Source organism: Streptomyces sp. NPDC030814 (genome assembly GCF_055572155.1).
Map to the genome: position 1 here is coordinate 301,233 of NZ_JBVIDX010000005.1, position 14,860 is coordinate 316,092.

A 14,860-nucleotide genomic window follows, 5' to 3' on the forward strand; every position below is an offset into this window, starting at 1 on the left:
GCCGACGGCTGACCCGGGCCGCGCCGGGCCGGAGCCGCGCCGCCTCGGTTCAGATCCGCAGGCCGTAGGTGCGCACGGCGCAGCCCGCGAAGACGTCGCGGTGGAGGGGGGCGAGTTCGGGACCGGTGAACCAGTCCTGGTCGCGGGCGGAGAGGTCCCGGACGCGATGGTGGGCCTCGACAATTCCGACGCCCGAGTCCCTGCCCACGACTTCGACGCCCGAGTCCGTGCCGCTCACAGCTCCCACACCACGGGCAGCGAGGCGTCGGAACCCTCCGCGGAGTAGTCGTGGACGACGTCCAGCAATGCGGCCATGCGGGCCTGCCAGGCGATGTTGACCGGCAGTCTCTCCAGCTCCGCGATCATCGCCGCGTAGTCCTCGACCTCCAGGACGTGGAAGAGGTCGGTGCCTGCGCCAGATGGTCCACGCGCTGACCCCGGCGGCACGGATCGCGGCGGTCAGTTCCTCGGGCACCTCGCGGTGCGCCGCCTCGTACTCGGCGACACGGTCGGCGCGGACCTTGGTGTGCAGGGCGACCCTCACGACGGCTCCTTCGGGGAAGGGGTTCCTTCAAGGGGCGTGTCCAGGGGTGCGGTCAGGGGCGTGGGTACGGGGACTACCGGGGCGAGCAGACCTTCCGCGCGCAGCGCCTCCCAGAGGGCGGCCGGCACGGGGGCGCGCAGCTGCTCCACGCTGTCGCGCACCTCGTCGGCCGAGCGGGCACCGGTGAGCACGCCGGCGACCGCCGGGTGGCCGAACGGGAAGTGGAGGGCGGCGGCGCGCAGGGGCACACCGTGGCGTTCGGTGACCGCCTTGAGCCGACGGGCACGGTCGAGGACGGGCTCTGGAGCGGGGGCGTAGTCGTAGGTGGCGCCCGGAGCGGGGTCGGTGAGGAGACCGGAGTTGAAGACGCCGCCGATGAGGACGCTGCTGCCGCGGGCGGCGGCCTCGGGGAGCAGGTCGGTGAGGCCCTCCTGTTCGAGGAGGGTGTAGCGGCCGGCCAGGAGGACGACGTCGATGTCGGTCTCCCGCAGGAAGCGGGCGGGGAGCGCGGACTGGTTCATGCCGACGCCGATCGCGCCGACGACGCCTTCGCCGCGCAGTCGTTCCAGTGCCGGGTAGGCCTCGTCGAGGGCCTGCTCGGCATGGTCGTCGGGATCGTGGAGGAGGACGACGTCCACCCGGTCCAGGCCCAGGCGGGCCAGGCTGGCTTCGAGGGAGCGGCGGACGCCGTCGGCGCTGAAGTCCCAGGCGCGGCGCAGGTTCGCGGGGACGGCGAAGCCATTGGCCAAGTCGTCGCCGTCGCCGTCGGCGGGCACGAGCAGACGGCCGACCTTGGTGGAGAGGGTGAAGGCGTCCCGGGGGCGGTTGCGCAGGGCCTCGCCGAGGCGGCGTTCGGACAGGCCGAGGCCGTAGTGGGGTGCCGTGTCGAAGGTGCGGATCCCGGCGTCCCAGGCGGCGTCGACCGCGGCGGCGGCCTCCTCGTCGGTCACCGGGCGGTAGAGGTTGCCGATGCCCGCGGCGCCGTAGGCCAGTTCGGTGACCTCGACGTCGGTGCGGCCGAGGGTCCTGGTTCTCATGAGGCCGCCGGGCGGAGCCGGAGTCCCTGCATGCCGCCGTCGACGGCGAGGGCGGTGCCGGTGACGGAGGCCGCGGCGGGGCTCGCCAGATAGGCGATGGCGGCGGCGACCTCGTCGGCGGTGACGAGGCGTCCCATGGGCTGGCGGGCGTTGAGGGCGGCGCGCTCGGCCTCGGGGTCGTCGGCCGCGTCGAGGAGCCGGCCGACCCAGGGGGTGTCGGCGGTGCCGGGGTTGACGCAGTTGACACGGACGCCCTCGCGGACGTGGTCGGCGGCCATGGCGAGGGTCAGCGAGAGGACCGCGCCCTTGCTGGCGCAGTACAGGGCGCGCTGCGGCAGTCCGGCGGTGGCGCCGATCGAGCAGGTGTTCACGATGGCCGCGTGGTCCGAGTTCCGCAGATGCGGCAGGGCGGCGCGGCTGGTGCGCACGATGCCGAGGACGTTGACGTCGAGGACCTGGTGCCACTGCTCGTCGGAGTTGTCCTCGACGGTGCCGATGGCGCCGATGCCGGCGTTGTTGACAAGGATGTCGAGGCCACCGAGCCGTTCCACGGCGTCGCCGACGGCGGCCCGCACGGAGGCGTCGTCCGTGACATCCGCGGTGAAGGCCAGCAGCGGCGCCGTGGCACCCGCGGGGTTGAGGTCGAACACGGCGACCTCGGCGCCCCGCGCGGCCAGCAGCCGGGCCGTGGCCAGTCCGATACCGGACGCACCACCGGTGACGATCGCCCGCAGCCCTGTCAGATCCGTCATGCGACTTCCTCCCGTCCAGCGAGGTCGGCGGCCCAGAACGTGCCGTCCGGGTAACGGTATTCGGAGAGCGAGCCGGGGTGCATGGTGGCGGAGAAACCGGGGGTGAGCGGTGCGACGTAGTGGCCCCCGCGCATCACGACCGGGGCGGTGAAGTGCTCGTGGAGGTGGTCGACGTACTCGATGACCCGGTCGTCGGTCGTGCCGGAGAGGGCCAGGTAGTCGAACATCGACAGATGCTGGACCAGTTCGCACAGGCCGACCCCGCCGGCGTGCGGGCAGACCGGTACGCCGAACTTCGCGGCGAGCAGCAGGATCGCGAGGTTCTCGTTGACGCCGCCGACGCGTGCGGCGTCGATCTGGAGTACGTCGATGGCGCTCGCCTGGAGGAGCTGCTTGAACACGATGCGGTTCGGGACGTGTTCGCCGGTGGCGACCTTCACGGGGGCGACGCCCTCGCGGACGGCGGCGTGGCCCAGGATGTCGTCGGGGCTGGTTGGTTCCTCGATCCAGTACGGGTCGAACTCGGCGAGGGAGTGGGTCCATTCGACGGCCTCGCCGATGTTCCAGCGCTGGTTGGCGTCGATGGCGATGCGCACCTTGACGCCTACGGCGGCGCGCGCGGCGCGCATCCGGCGGACGTCGTCGGCGAGGTCGGCGCCGACCTTGAGCTTGATCTGGGTGAAGCCGTCGGCGACGGCCTGCTCGGCGAGCCGGGTGAGCTTCTCGTCGGAGTAGCCGAGCCAGCCCGGTGAGGTGGTGTAGCCGGGGTAGCCGCGCTCCAGCAGCGTCGCCTCGCGCACGGCGAGCCCGGTCCTGCCCTTGCGGAGCATACGGAGGGCGTCCTCGGGGGTGAGGGCGTCGGCGATGTGGCGGAAGTCGATCTGGGAGACGAGCCACTCGGGGTCGGCGTGGGCGAGCAGTCGCCACAGCGGCTTGCCCTCCCGCTTGGCAGCCAGGTCCCACACGGCGTTGACCACGGCGCCGATGGCCATGTGCATCACGCCCTTCTCGGGGCCGAGCCAGCGCAGCCGGCTGTCGCCGACCAGGTCGCCGCTGAGGGAGCCGGGGTCGGCGCACAGCTCGTCGACCGCGCGTCCCAGCAGGTGGGGGCGGAGGGCGCCGATGGCGGCGACCTGGACGTCGTTGCCGCGGCCGATGGTGAAGGTGAAGCCGTGGCCTTCGAGCCCGTCGCCGGCGTCGGTGCGCAGCACGACGTAGGCGGCGGAGTAGTCGGGATCCGGGTTCATGGCGTCGGACCCGTCCAGCTCCCGTGAGGTGGGGAACCGGATGTCATGGGCGTCGACCGCGACGATCCGGGCGGGGGTTGCAGTCAAGGAGGTGCCTTTCACGCTTGGCCGAAGGTCTGGCGCTGGCCTCCGAGCCCGTCGATCCCGAGTTCGACGGTGTCGCCGGCGCGGAGATAGGGAGTGCCGCCACCGGAGCCGAGGAAGGGGCCGTCGATGTCGGCGGTCACGACCGACAGGTCCAGCAGCCGACCGTCATCGGTACGGACCGCGGGCCGCTCCTCACCGGGGGCGCCGACACGTAGCAGTTTCACTGGGGGAGTTCCCTTGCCCTAGGAGACCAGGAGTCAACGGAGGAATGGCCCACCGTGACTGTAGAGGCCGAACGGCGAGCTGACAACGCATTCCTCGGATGTATGTGCTCTTCGGGACGACTTCACCCTGGTAAAACCCCCCTATCGGCGAAATTGCCGGTCAGGACATCGCAGGCGACCATCCGAAGGTCATCGAAATCGCCGCGGACCACCTCTTGCCGGTCCCGGCGATGCCGTCGTAACGCCTCGACGCCCGAGATACATCGGAGGAATTTCCTCCACTGAATCCCTCAGTGTGATGGCCTCTCACACTCCGCCGCCATCCCCCCGTCCGCGGGCCCGGCACAGGAAGGCAAGGCACGGGATCCCTCATGGCACTGACGGATGAGGCCATGGACAGGATCAAGGCGATGATCGTCCCGGTGAGCTCGCACCGGGCTCTTGTCTCCCCAAGGAGGAGGTCCTCGCCGGCCGGCTCGGTCTTTCCCGCAGTTCGCTGCGGGAGGCGGTACGGGCGCCGCTGACCGCGATGCGGTCACGGGCCGCGGCGACGGTCGAGGAGTTCGTCGGCCACGACATCGTGTTCCATCTGCGGATCGACGAGGTGGTCGGCAATCCGGTGCTCTCCATGCTGCTGCGTGTGCTGTCCACTCGCTGCGCAGCCGCGACGCCCACCTGGCGGTCTCCGCCGCCACGGTTCATGTCGCCGCGGTCGAGCAGTGGCTGGCCGCCGGGCTCGTCGACGACCCGCTCTGCGCGGCGGAGGACTGACCGCTCCCCCACCGCGACGGACCCTCGCGCCCCCGGCAGCCCCGACCGCGCGCCGCCTCGCGTGCCGGGCGGTCACAGGTCTACGGCGTCCACCACGTCACCGAGGTCCACGAACTTGAAGCCGGTGGCGGTGCGGGTGCCGCCCTCACCGTCGGGCACCCCGGGAGTCTCCTCGCCGTCCTGGACGACGAGGAGACCACGCGGATAGCGACTGCCCAGCGGGGCGTTGAGAACGGCCGCGCCGTCGCACTCCTGCACACCGTCGAGGGTCCGCGTCGCGGCCCCGACGCGGAAGCCGCCCTCGTACTCGTTGTCCTCACTCACTTCGCGGTCGTACAGGGCGAAGGTGTCATCACCCTGGCTGGAGGCGAGCAAGTAGCCGTCACCGTCCCGCTCCTGAAGGAGGGTCAGGCCCTCGACGTCGGCCGACAGCCGCTTCCCGCCGTAACCGGGGTCGGTGCCCGGCGCACACTCCTCGGTCTCCTCGTCGTAGGTGCCGGGGACGCCGTACTCCCTGACCTTGTCGACGAGGACGGGCCGCCCGGTGAGGTCGGCGCGCAGGCGCCAGATGCCGATGTCCTCCTGACCGGCGTAGAGCGTGCCGGTGGCCGGGTCGACGACCATGCCCTCGACCTGAGGGAGTTCACCGGGCTCGGCGCAGGGCGTCCAGATGGTGCCGTCGGGCAGCCGGAAGGAGGACGGCAGGTCGAGGGTGCGCACCTTGCGGTAGCCGACTCCGCCGTCCGCGGAGGGTACGAGTTCCAGCAGGGCGAGACGCGTGCGCTCGCGTTGGCTGACCAGGGCGTAGGTGCGGCCGTCGGCCCGGTCGGTCCAGGTGGCGAGGCCGTACGCGGTGCGCTGCTCGTTGATCTCGGCCTGGTCGGCGGAGAACACGGGGGCGGCGGCCGGGGCCGTGACGTCGGTGAGGGGGCCGCCGGGGCGGGAGGGGTCGATGCGGTAGACGCGCAGCCGGTCGTTGCCCCGGTCACTCACCACCGCGACATCTGCGCGACCGGTGGAGGTGCGCAGACCGGTGACCAGGTCGACGTTGTTGTACCGGCCGGGTGCGTCGCCCTCGGCCGGAGGCTTCGGGGCGGGCAGGGACTGCACCAGGCGGGCGTCGAGGTCATAGACGCGCAGACCGCCCTCCTTGGCGGTGGCGACGACGAGGCTGCGGCCGGGGTCGGCGGGGTTCCGCCAGATCGCCGGGTCGTCCGCGTCGGAGTTGCCGCCGGGCTCGTCGTCGTGGAGGGCGGCGGTCTCACCGGTGGCCGTCACCACGGGCAGGTCGGAGGTGCCCGCACCGGCGGGGGCTGCCGCGAGCAGGGCGGTGAGCGCGATACCGGTGGCGAGGGCCACAACTCGCCGAGCAGTGCGGGGCGTTCTCACAGGCGCTTCCTTGGCGTCGATCGGATGTCGGCAGAGCGTGTTCGCCCCCTACTGATTGTCGGGGACATGCCGATAGTGCGGAGGGAAGCTTGCGCGCAGGCAGACGCGATCTGGCCATGCCATGACCAAAGCCCGGGAGTGTCACGCCGTTCCGCGCGGGGCGCGGGCTCGGCAGTCCTGTTGGCGGCGGGTGCTTGCGGGCAGCCCTCGGCACGGGGCGCGCCGCGGACCTATCGTGTAAGAAGCACAGTTTCGCCCCGTGCTGCTCCTGCCATCCGCGGGGGACCCCATGAAGGTCGAACTGGTTCAGCAGGCCGCCGACGCGCTGTTCGACGTCCCGGACACCGTCCACGAGGAGATCGTCGCCCTCATCGAAGCGGTGGCCGAGGAACCGAGGATCCAGGTCAGGGAACTGGCCGCGGTCTTCGGTGACTGGTGCTGGCTCGTCTACACGGTCCACGGCGATGTGATCGAGGTGCTGGACGTCGGCTGCGCCCGATGACGCGGCACGGGCGACGAGGAGTACGGGGCGGCTCGGGACGTACGAGGGCTTCGCCCGCACGCGCCGACCGCGCAGGCCGGCGCCCTCCCGTCCGGCGGCGCACCGGTCGGGAGGGCGCTCGTCATCACCGGCCGGCCGGTGGTCTCAGCTGGTCACGCGGAAGGTGGCGTCGGCGCGTCCCGTCGCGTTGGTGAGGGGGTCGAGGCGGAGTTCGTAGGCGTAGTGGCGGATGTAGCGGTCGGGGTGGTTGTACGACTGGAAGGAGGCCCAGCCGGAGTCGGCGAGGCCGGCGACCTGGCGGAAGGTGGCGTCAGCGGCGAACTGGCTGGTGCCGTCGTTGCGGACGAGCTGGAAGTCGTAGTTGGAGTGGCGCAGGAAGTATCCGGGGAAGTTCACGGACTCGAAGGAGACGGTGCCTGAGCCCGCCAGGCCGGGCCTGAGCCGGAAGCGGGAGTCGTCGACGGGGCTGACGTTCGGGTCGATCCGCACGTTGAAGTCGGCGTGCCGGACGTACCGGTCCTGGAAGTTGAACGACTGCAGGCGGTTGACCGGCGTGTTCGCATAGCGGGCGAGGACCCGGCTCTCCTCGGCGGCCGTCAGGTTCATGATGGAACCGTGGCGCTTCTTCGTACCGCCCAGGTTGTAGCTTCCCGATGCCGGCAGCCGGTAGGTGGAGGAGCTGGTCGGGTCGGTCGTCAGGACGGGCATGTAGCCGCGGCCGGAGGCGTACTGGTCGAGGTAGAGCGTCCACTCGTTGCGGTCCCTGAACTTCATCCACATCGGGCCCTCGACCTGGGCGCCGGTCAGACCGATGCCGGAGAGGTTGCCGATCGTGGTCCATGTCCCGAGGATCGAGTTGCTGCCTTCGAGGGTGATCTGGCCGTCGCCGGAGGCCCGCACGTAGCGGTAGGCGCCGACACCGGCCGGCAGCTCGACGATCTGGGTGTCGATGATCTCCTGGGTGCCGGGGCGCTCGATGTAGGTCTGCGGGGTGGTGATGGAGCGGAAGTCGCTGGTGCGGGCGTAGTAGATGCGGTGCTTCGTCGCGCCGTTGAGGGGCTTGTTCGTCGCCCAGTACAGGACGTAGTCATTGGTGGCCGGGTTCCAGATCGCCTCCGGCGCCCAGGCGTTGCGTCCGTCGGGGATCGCGCCGGCGACGTTGAGCAGCCACGGCTGCGACCAGGTGACCAGATCCGTGGACTCCCACACCACGAGGCTGCGGCTGCCGTCGTTGATGGCCTGGCTCCATGACTGCCCGCAGTCGATGCACAGGTCGGTGGCGATGATCCAGTACTTGCTGCCGTCGGGAGAGCGCACCAGTGCGGGGTCGCGTACCCCGCGTGTGCCCACCGTCGAACGCAGGGTCATCCCGCCGTCGTTGAGGTCGTTCCAGTGCAGGCCGTCCGCGCTGTGCGAGAAGTAGATCTGTTGCCCGGTCGCCCCTTCCCCGATGAAGTGCGTCATCAGGTAGCCCGGATCGGCCGCCGTCGCCCGGTCCGGTGCTGTCAGGACCTGTCCGGTGAAGAGGAGGGCGACAGCGACCAGCATCGCCGCCAGCCGGGAGAGAACCGCAGACATGTACGTCTCCTGTCTTTCTGCGGGCACCACCATGGAGACCCGACGAACGCCGCCGATTGTTCGATTTTTCGGACAGCGTTCGTAGAACCGGCCAGACGTTAGGGGTGGGGTCACGAGGCGTCAAGAGTTCTCACACCACGAAGGCCCTGCTCCCTCATCCGGGTCACCGCGTCCGGCAGGGGAACGGTGTCCGGCAGTAGGACGGGGCGGCGCACCGGGGTGCCCGCGGTGGTGGCGGTGAGGTGCGCGCACTCTCGGGGTCACCGCTCCGGCCGCCCCGCCGAGACGGTCGACCGCGTCTCGGCGGGGTGGCCGGGGCCTGTGCAGGCGCCTACCGTGTCCCACCCGACGGCGCCGGTCCGACCAGTTCGGACAGGACGTCCTCCATGGTCACGAAGCCGAGGACCGTGCCGGTCCCGCCGGTGACGGCGGCAAGGTGGCTGCCGTCGGCGCGCAGGGCGGTGAGGGTGTCGTCCAGCGGGGTGTCGATGCGGACCCGGGTGACCGGGTGAAGGGCGTCCGGCGGGAACGGCTGGTTCCGCTCGGCGAGGCCGAGGGTGTCCTTGATGTGGAGGTAGCCCAGGGGGCCGCCGTCCGGCCCGATGGTCGGCCTTCACCGACGACCAGCTCGCCCGTATGGTCCTCGACTCCAGCGAGGCCGGGCTCCTCTCACGTTGGCGAAGGCGTTGATTCCGAAGATCACCGGCCGGAGGGCACGGGTGAGGTCGGCGGGCCACCCCGGCCGAACTGGAACGCACCGCCGCCGCGGCCGGCTACTCCCGCTTCCCGGTCGCCCTGCTGAAGCTGCTGCGCGTGGAACCGAAGGACGAGGTGGAGAGGCGACCAGGGGCGGGCCGAGGAGCAACGCGGTGGGCACCGGTGCGGCCAGGGCGATGTTCTTCGGGACCATCTCGCCGATCAGCATGTGCAGATAGGTGGCCAGGGTGAGGGCGACGACGAACGCGATGGGGTGCACCAGACCGTGCGGGATGCCGGTCGCCTCGAACGCGGGTTCCATCAGGTGCGCGATGGCCGGTTCGGCGACCGCGCCCAGTGCCAGGGAGGACGCGGTGATGCCGAGCTGGGCCGTGGCCATGACGGCGGAGATGTGCCGCAGACCCCACAGGGTCATCCGGGCCCGCTTGTCGCCCTGCTCGGCGCGCGGTTCGATCTGGCTGCGGCGCACCGAGAGCGGGGCGAACTCGCCGCCGACGAAGAAGGCGTTGGTGAGCAGGGTCAGCGCGCCGATGGTGAGCTGCAACGCAGTCATCGGGCGGCCTCCGACCGTTCCTCGGCCGACCGGGACGCCGGTGCGGTGATGCGGACGCGGTCGGCGCGGTGATGGTCGACGTCGAGGACGGCCAACTGCCAGCCGCCGTCCAGGTCCAGCGCGTCCCCCTTGGCGGGGATACGGGCGAGGCGGGTGGCGACCAGACCGGCCACGGTCTCGTACGGGCCCTCGGGCGCGGCCAGCCCTATCTCGCCGAGCCGGTCGACGCGGACCGAGCCGTCCGCCTCCCACACCGCCCGGCCGTCCCGGGACGCCCGGGCGGGGAGCAGGTCGGGGACCTCGACGGGGTCGTGCTCGTCGCGGACCTCGCCGACGACCTCCTCCACGATGTCCTCCACCGTCGCGACACCGGCCGTGCCGCCGTACTCGTCGATGACGACGGCCATGGTGCGCGTCTCACGCAGCCGCTCCAGCAGCCGGTCGGCGGTGAGACTGTCGGGCACGAGCAGGGGTTCGGTGGTCAGTTCGGTGACCGGTGTGACGACGCGCCGGACCGTCCGCCTCGCGCAGCGCCGACAGCACCAGCGCCTCCAGCTCCCCCTGGCCCCGCCGCGGGCCGCGCTGCCGCCGGTCCGTCACTCCTGGCCTCCTGTACGTCACCTCTGCGTTCACGGGCGGTCCATCGTATAGACGCCCGGCGCCGCCACAGCGACCGAACCGCTGGGCCGGGCGGGGAGCGACGGTGCCGGGTGGGAGCCCGTGGAGCGGGAGCCGCGCAGCAGGGCGACGCGCGGCTGCGCCCGGTCGGCGCCCGGTTGCCTCACGGTACGGAGACCTCCGGCGTGACATTCGTCAGTCGCAGCCGGAGGCGGTCTGGATCACGACGCCGGTCACGGTGAAGTATGAGGGGTACGCGCGGCCCTCGTTCGGCTCGATGCACTCGTAGCCCGTCGCGCCGTTGCGGAGGTATTGACGAGTTCGTCCTGGCTGAACCTGGTGGAGCGGTGGTTCGAGCGAACACCCCAGGCCGTTCGTCCGGACGAAGACCGCCGACGAGATCCCCGACAAAATGGCCGCCCACTGCCGACGAATCTCCGACTCAGGTCACCGGCGGAGGCTGCGCAGTGTCTCGATGACCTCCTCCGCACGGGTGTCCGGGTTCACGAAGGCCAGCCGCAGAACCGTCGCGCCGTTCCATTGGGTGGGCACGCTCAGCATGGCGCCCGTTTCGGCGGTGCGGGCGGACCAGGACGCGTAGTCCTGCGGGCCCCAGCCCGGACGGTCGAAGAGAAGCACGGACAGCTCGGGTTCGATCAGCAGGCGGAGCCGGTCGTCGGCCCGGATGGCGTCGGCCACCAGCCGGCTCGTGGTCAGGGTCTGTTCCACGGCCCGCACGTACCGCTCGGTCCCGTGGACGGCGAGGCTGAACCAGAACGGCAGTCCGCGGGCCCGTCGGCTGAGGTGCAGGGCCAGGTCGGCCGGATTGTGGACGTCGCGGTCGATGGCGTCGAGATAGCTCGCGGTCTGGCTGTGCGCGCCGCGTGCCGCCGCGGGGTCCCGGTAGAGGAGTGCGCAGCAGTCGTAGGGGGCGAAGAGCCATTTGTGCGGATCGACGATGAAGCTGTCGGCGCGCTCGATGCCTCGATAGCGGTCCCGCACGCTGGGCGCCACCAGGCCCGCTCCGCCGTAGGCGCCGTCGACGTGCAGCCACACCTGGTGGCGTTCGCACGCGTCGGCGATGTCGTCGAGGTCGTCGATCAGACCGGCGTTGGTGGTCCCGGCGGTCGCCACCACGGCGAACACCCCCTCCGTGGAGGTCAGGACCGCGTTCACGGCGTCTCCGTTGAGGTGCCCCCGCCGATCCGCGGGGGCGGTGACGACGGTGACGTCCATCGCCTGGGCCGCGGACCTGATCGAGGAGTGGGCGCTTTCGGCGCACACGATCTTCCAGCCGTCCGTCGGCCGGGGCCGGGACGCGGCGGCTGCGGCGCGGGCCGTGATGAGCGCCGAGAGGTTGCCCATGGTGCCGCCGCTGACGAAGCATCCCGCCGCGGTGCTCGGCCATCCGAGCAGCCCGCCGAGCCAGGCCAGCGCCTCGTTCTCGGCGTGGATGGCACCGGCTCCCGACTCCCAGGTGCCCGCGAAGATGTTCGCCGCGCCGGTCACCGCGTCGAAGGCGAGTGCGGCGCGGGTGGGGGCCGCGGGGATGTAGGCGAGGTTCGTCGGCGCGTTCTGGGCGCGGGTGGCGGGCGCCAGGACCCGGTCGAACAGTTTGAGGGCCGCGGCGGCGCCGATACCCCAGGGAGTGATGGCCGGGCCGGCCGCGAGGGCGAGGTCGGCGGCGGGACGGGCGCCCGAGGCGGGGTCCGGGGCTCCCGTGATGCGCCGCCAGGCGTAGTCGATGGCGGCGTCCACGATCTCGTCCTCGTCGCCCCACACTCGGCGGTCGGGACGGGACGCCCTCTTCGCTGACATGCTGTCGCACTGCGCTTTTTGCATGGGGTGAACCTAGGAACACCTCTCGGAATGCGCAATATGCGGAATGAAGAGTGAGCAGGTTGCTCAATATTGCCTGCTCGCCTGCTGTCATACTGAGCACCATGCGAAACATCGACGACCTCGACGCCCGGATCCTCCTGGCGCTCGACGCGGATCCACGGGCCACGACGGTCGCCCTGGCGGACCGGCTGGGCCTCGCCCGCAACACCGTGCAGGCGCGCCTGAAGCGGCTCGAGGAAAGCGGTCACCTGAGAGAGCACAGCCGGCGCGTGGCACCGGCGGCTCTCGGCTATCCGCTGACGGCCCTCATCACGATGTCGATCAGCCAGCGCGTGGGGCAGCCCACCCAGGAGGCGATCCTGCGGATCCCCGAGGTGGTCGAGTTGCTCGTGACCACCGGCGACGGCGACCTGCTCGCCCGCGTCGTCGCCCGCGACACCACCGACCTGCACCGGATCACGAACCTGCTGCTGGAAGCACCCGGGGTGGTCCGGTCCAACACCACGATCGTGCTGCAGGAGGTGCAGCCGACCAGTGTGCGGTCACTGCTGGAGCGGCACGCCGGCGACTGACGCGGAGGCGGCACGCCCGGCGGAACGGTCCGCCCGCCGCGGTGGCGGTCAGGCGGTGTCCCGGTCCTGCAACCGGAGCGGGTCCTCGACGGGCTCCGCCGGGAGTTCCCGGCCGTCGGGGGCGGCGACGACACGGTCGGCCGGCGGGCGGCAAGGAGGCCGTACGGGAGCGGGTGCGCGAGCTGCTGACCAGCGTCCATCTGCGTGACCAGACGACGTCGCACGCCGCCATCCGCACGAGCTCTCCGGCGGCATGCTCCAACGCGTCGTCATCGCGATACCGCTGGCCGGGTCACCGAAGGTGCTGATCGCCGGCGAACCCACCACGGCGCTGGACGTGACGGTTCAGGCGGGCATCCTGGACCTGCTGTGGTCGCTGCGCGACGAGCACGGCAGCGCCGGGTTCAGCGACCCGACGGGTTCTGGAGATCGCCTGGAGATCGGACGACAGCAGTCGACGGGCCCGGCCGGCGAGGTGGGTGATGTCCCGTCCGTCGGGCAGGACCCGTCCGCCGCACGGGCGCATCGTGGAGGAGGGGCCGAGCGCCGATGTGTGCGACCGGCCGCAGCACGCGTACACCCGGCGGCTGGTGGCGGCCCCGCCCGTGCCCGATCCCGTCGCCAACGGGACCGTCGCCTGAAGCGGTCGGCGGTGGAAGCGGTCTCCTGACCGCTCCCACCGGGGTACCGTCAGTCGTCGAGCGGCTCGTAGTCGAACCAGTCGAAGTGGGCGGAGTCCGCCGAGGCGAACATCCCGAGGACCCGGCCGGTGAAGCCGCCGGCGACCTCCGTGGACAGATAACGGCCGTCCAGCGAGGCGAGTTCGGTGAAGGTGCCGTCGGGTTCCTCGAAACCGAGGGTGACGACGTCGGGGCCGACGCGCGGATCATGCGGGGTCCGCGCGGCCGCCGTCTCGACGCGGAGCACCACGGGCCCCGCCGGCGCCGGGCGGGAGGCCACGACCGTGCTCAACGGGCCGATGCGGGCCCGGACCCGCACCTGACCGGAGGAGACCTCGACGCTGTAGTGGTGCTGCTCGTCGAGGCGGACGGCGAGGCCGCCGTGCCCGTCCGTTGCGTCGATCGAGGTGCGCGCCCGGCACGCCACGTGCTGCTGCCGTCGGCCCAGGAAGGTCACGTCGGGCTCGTCGAGCGATCCGCCGCGGGCGCGGAGGGTCAGCCATCCGGGCCGTTCCTTCGTGGTGCAGTCCTCGGCGGGGCGGTGGCGCAGGGAGACCCAGTGGGGGGCGAGTTCGTTCGTGTCGAAGTCCTCCCGTACCTCGGGCGCGGCGGCCGGAGGCAGGAGCGGCCAGGGTGGCGCGGGCGGGGTGAGGGAGACCTCGCCGGCGACGGGCCAGTCGTCGACCCACTCGACCGGCGCCAGGTAGGTCTCGCGGCCGAGAACGTGCCAGCCCGGTGTGCCGCCGCCGGGCCGGACACCGAGCAGCACCATCCACCAGGAACCGTCGGGGCCTTGGACGAGGTCGGCGTGGCCGGTGTTCTGGATGGGATGGTCCGTGCCGCGGTGGGTGAGGATCGGGTTGGCCTGACAGGCCTCGAAGGGGCCGTCGGGGGTGCGGCCGCGGGCTACGGAGACGCCGTGGCAGCGTTCGGTGCCGCCCTCGGCGATGAGCAGGTACCAGTAGTCGCCGATCCGGTAGAGGTGCGGCGCTTCAGGTGCCTTGGCGCCGGGTGTGCCGGACCACAGACGGCGCCAGGGGCCGAGGGTCCGCCCGGTGCGCGGGTCGATGCGGACCTGCCCGACGCCGGCAGTGGTGCACCAGCAGGTGCCGTCGTCGTCCCAGGCGATGTCGGGGTCGATGCCGTGCACCTCGGGCAGCCGGAGGGGTTCGGACCAGGGGCCGGCCGGGTCGGTGGCCGTGAACAGCAGATTGCCGTCGCCGCTGACGTTCGTGACGATCAGCCAGAAGCGGCCGTCATGGTGGCGCAGGGTGGGGGCGTAGATCCCGCCCGAGGCGGGGGTCTCCCTCGGCAGGCGCAACTGACTCGGGCGGTCGAGGGCGTTGCCGATCTGGGTCCAGTGCACCAGGTCCCGGCTGTGGAGGATGGGGACGCCCGGGAAGTACTCGAAGCTGGAGCAGGCGAGGTAATAGTCGTCGCCCGCCCGGCAGATGGACGGGTCGGGGTGGAAGCCGGGGATCACCGGGTTGCTGAAGGTGTTGCCGGTCTCAGGCAGGTTGGACACCCTGGTCGAGTCCTTTCACCGACGGCCGTACCGCGCACGGTGCCGTACCCGGCGGCGGCTTCGAAAGTTTTCGCTATGCCCTGTGGATACTTTCTGAAGGAGGCTAGCCAGGGGCTGTCAGCGGGGTCAATGGGCGCTCGTATACCACCACCGCTACCGCCGCACCTGTGGCCACGGACACATCTTCATGTTAATTTCTCCGCCGCTCACGCGAAAGTTGCT

At 71.4% G+C, this 14,860-nt stretch carries 11 protein-coding genes and 9 pseudogenes; 6 read left to right on the forward strand and 14 right to left on the reverse strand.

Going from position 1 to position 14,860, the window contains the following annotated elements; genetic code table 11:
- Window positions 1–49: 49 nt before the first annotated feature.
- The 6 genes and pseudogenes from ACZ43N_RS13930 to ACZ43N_RS13955 form a co-directional block, all read right to left on the reverse strand.
- Complete coding sequence (locus ACZ43N_RS13930; protein ID WP_468097436.1) at window positions 50–238, reverse strand: hypothetical protein; 189 nt, start codon at window positions 236–238, stop codon at window positions 50–52.
- Window positions 235–544: pseudogene (locus tag ACZ43N_RS13935) on the reverse strand (L-rhamnose mutarotase). The gene ACZ43N_RS13930 and the pseudogene ACZ43N_RS13935 overlap by 4 nt, the downstream one beginning before the upstream one ends.
- Window positions 541–1,581 carry an aldo/keto reductase gene (locus ACZ43N_RS13940; RefSeq protein WP_468097438.1) on the reverse strand — a complete coding sequence of 347 codons (1,041 nt, stop codon included), beginning with the start codon at window positions 1,579–1,581 and terminating at the stop codon, window positions 541–543. The pseudogene ACZ43N_RS13935 and the gene ACZ43N_RS13940 overlap by 4 nt, the downstream one beginning before the upstream one ends.
- Window positions 1,578–2,333 (reverse strand): SDR family NAD(P)-dependent oxidoreductase, encoded by a 756-nt coding sequence (locus tag ACZ43N_RS13945; protein WP_468097440.1) that lies wholly within the window; start codon window positions 2,331–2,333, stop codon window positions 1,578–1,580. Before ACZ43N_RS13945 ends, ACZ43N_RS13940 begins: the two co-directional genes overlap by 4 nt.
- A complete protein-coding gene (locus ACZ43N_RS13950; protein WP_468097442.1) occupies window positions 2,330–3,667 on the reverse strand; it encodes an enolase C-terminal domain-like protein in 1,338 nt (445 codons plus the stop codon). Before ACZ43N_RS13950 ends, ACZ43N_RS13945 begins: the two co-directional genes overlap by 4 nt.
- A 56-nt stretch (window positions 3,668–3,723) precedes the next feature.
- Window positions 3,724–3,891, reverse strand: a pseudogene (locus ACZ43N_RS13955) (fumarylacetoacetate hydrolase family protein); the annotation flags it as partial.
- 529 nt (window positions 3,892–4,420) lie between these two features.
- On the opposite strand from ACZ43N_RS13955, the pseudogene ACZ43N_RS13960 reads away from it, so the two are divergent.
- Window positions 4,421–4,522 (forward strand): annotated as a pseudogene (locus ACZ43N_RS13960) (GntR family transcriptional regulator); the annotation flags it as partial.
- 212 nt (window positions 4,523–4,734) lie between these two features.
- Here the strand turns inward: ACZ43N_RS13960 and ACZ43N_RS13965 are convergent.
- Window positions 4,735–6,051: a phytase gene (locus ACZ43N_RS13965; protein WP_468097443.1), complete on the reverse strand. Its 1,317-nt coding sequence runs from the start codon at window positions 6,049–6,051 to the stop codon at window positions 4,735–4,737.
- Window positions 6,052–6,310: 259 nt separating this feature from the next.
- Here ACZ43N_RS13965 and ACZ43N_RS13970 point away from each other — a divergent pair, with 259 nt between their 5' ends.
- The gene (locus ACZ43N_RS13970; RefSeq protein ID WP_240496255.1) at window positions 6,311–6,553 is read left to right on the forward strand and encodes a hypothetical protein; all 243 of its coding nucleotides are present in this window, start codon (window positions 6,311–6,313) and stop codon (window positions 6,551–6,553) included.
- 144 nt (window positions 6,554–6,697) lie between these two features.
- On the opposite strand, the gene ACZ43N_RS13975 is transcribed toward ACZ43N_RS13970, so the two are convergent.
- Together ACZ43N_RS13975 and ACZ43N_RS13980 are read right to left on the reverse strand one after the other, a co-directional pair.
- The gene (locus ACZ43N_RS13975) at window positions 6,698–8,131 is read right to left on the reverse strand and encodes a glycoside hydrolase family 43 protein (protein WP_468097445.1); all 1,434 of its coding nucleotides are present in this window, start codon (window positions 8,129–8,131) and stop codon (window positions 6,698–6,700) included.
- A 331-nt stretch (window positions 8,132–8,462) separates the two neighbouring features.
- Window positions 8,463–8,741, reverse strand: a pseudogene (locus tag ACZ43N_RS13980) (CBS domain-containing protein); the annotation flags it as partial.
- Here ACZ43N_RS13980 and ACZ43N_RS13985 point away from each other — a divergent pair.
- A pseudogene (locus ACZ43N_RS13985) lies at window positions 8,738–8,923 on the forward strand (hypothetical protein); the annotation flags it as partial. The pseudogenes ACZ43N_RS13980 and ACZ43N_RS13985 sit on opposite strands and share 4 nt — an antisense overlap.
- 46 nt (window positions 8,924–8,969) lie before the next feature.
- Here the strand turns inward: ACZ43N_RS13985 and ACZ43N_RS13990 are convergent.
- From ACZ43N_RS13990 to ACZ43N_RS14000, 3 pseudogenes are all read right to left on the reverse strand, one after another.
- A pseudogene (locus ACZ43N_RS13990) lies at window positions 8,970–9,401 on the reverse strand (CNNM domain-containing protein); the annotation flags it as partial.
- Window positions 9,398–9,913: pseudogene (locus ACZ43N_RS13995) on the reverse strand (transporter associated domain-containing protein); the annotation flags it as partial. The pseudogenes ACZ43N_RS13990 and ACZ43N_RS13995, both read right to left, overlap by 4 nt.
- Window positions 9,909–10,001, reverse strand: a pseudogene (locus ACZ43N_RS14000) (BlaI/MecI/CopY family transcriptional regulator); the annotation flags it as partial. The pseudogenes ACZ43N_RS13995 and ACZ43N_RS14000, both read right to left, overlap by 5 nt.
- A gap of 333 nt (window positions 10,002–10,334) precedes the next feature.
- Here ACZ43N_RS14000 and ACZ43N_RS14005 point away from each other — a divergent pair.
- Window positions 10,335–10,470: pseudogene (locus tag ACZ43N_RS14005) on the forward strand (IS630 family transposase); the annotation flags it as partial.
- Here ACZ43N_RS14005 and ACZ43N_RS14010 read toward each other — a convergent pair.
- Window positions 10,467–11,837 (reverse strand): pyridoxal phosphate-dependent decarboxylase family protein, encoded by a 1,371-nt coding sequence (locus tag ACZ43N_RS14010; RefSeq protein ID WP_468097447.1) that lies wholly within the window; start codon window positions 11,835–11,837, stop codon window positions 10,467–10,469. The pseudogene ACZ43N_RS14005 and the gene ACZ43N_RS14010 overlap by 4 nt on opposite strands.
- 125 nt (window positions 11,838–11,962) lie before the next feature.
- On the opposite strand from ACZ43N_RS14010, the gene ACZ43N_RS14015 reads away from it, so the two are divergent.
- Together ACZ43N_RS14015 and ACZ43N_RS14020 are read left to right on the forward strand one after the other, a co-directional pair.
- Window positions 11,963–12,433 (forward strand): Lrp/AsnC family transcriptional regulator, encoded by a 471-nt coding sequence (locus ACZ43N_RS14015; RefSeq protein WP_468097448.1) that lies wholly within the window; start codon window positions 11,963–11,965, stop codon window positions 12,431–12,433.
- 253 nt (window positions 12,434–12,686) lie between these two features.
- Window positions 12,687–13,103: a hypothetical protein gene (locus tag ACZ43N_RS14020; RefSeq protein ID WP_468097449.1), complete on the forward strand. Its 417-nt coding sequence runs from the start codon at window positions 12,687–12,689 to the stop codon at window positions 13,101–13,103.
- Window positions 13,104–13,123: 20 nt separating this feature from the next.
- On the opposite strand, the gene ACZ43N_RS14025 is transcribed toward ACZ43N_RS14020, so the two are convergent.
- The gene (locus ACZ43N_RS14025; RefSeq protein ID WP_468097450.1) at window positions 13,124–14,638 is read right to left on the reverse strand and encodes a glycoside hydrolase family 43 protein; all 1,515 of its coding nucleotides are present in this window, start codon (window positions 14,636–14,638) and stop codon (window positions 13,124–13,126) included.
- Window positions 14,639–14,860 lie beyond the last annotated feature (222 nt).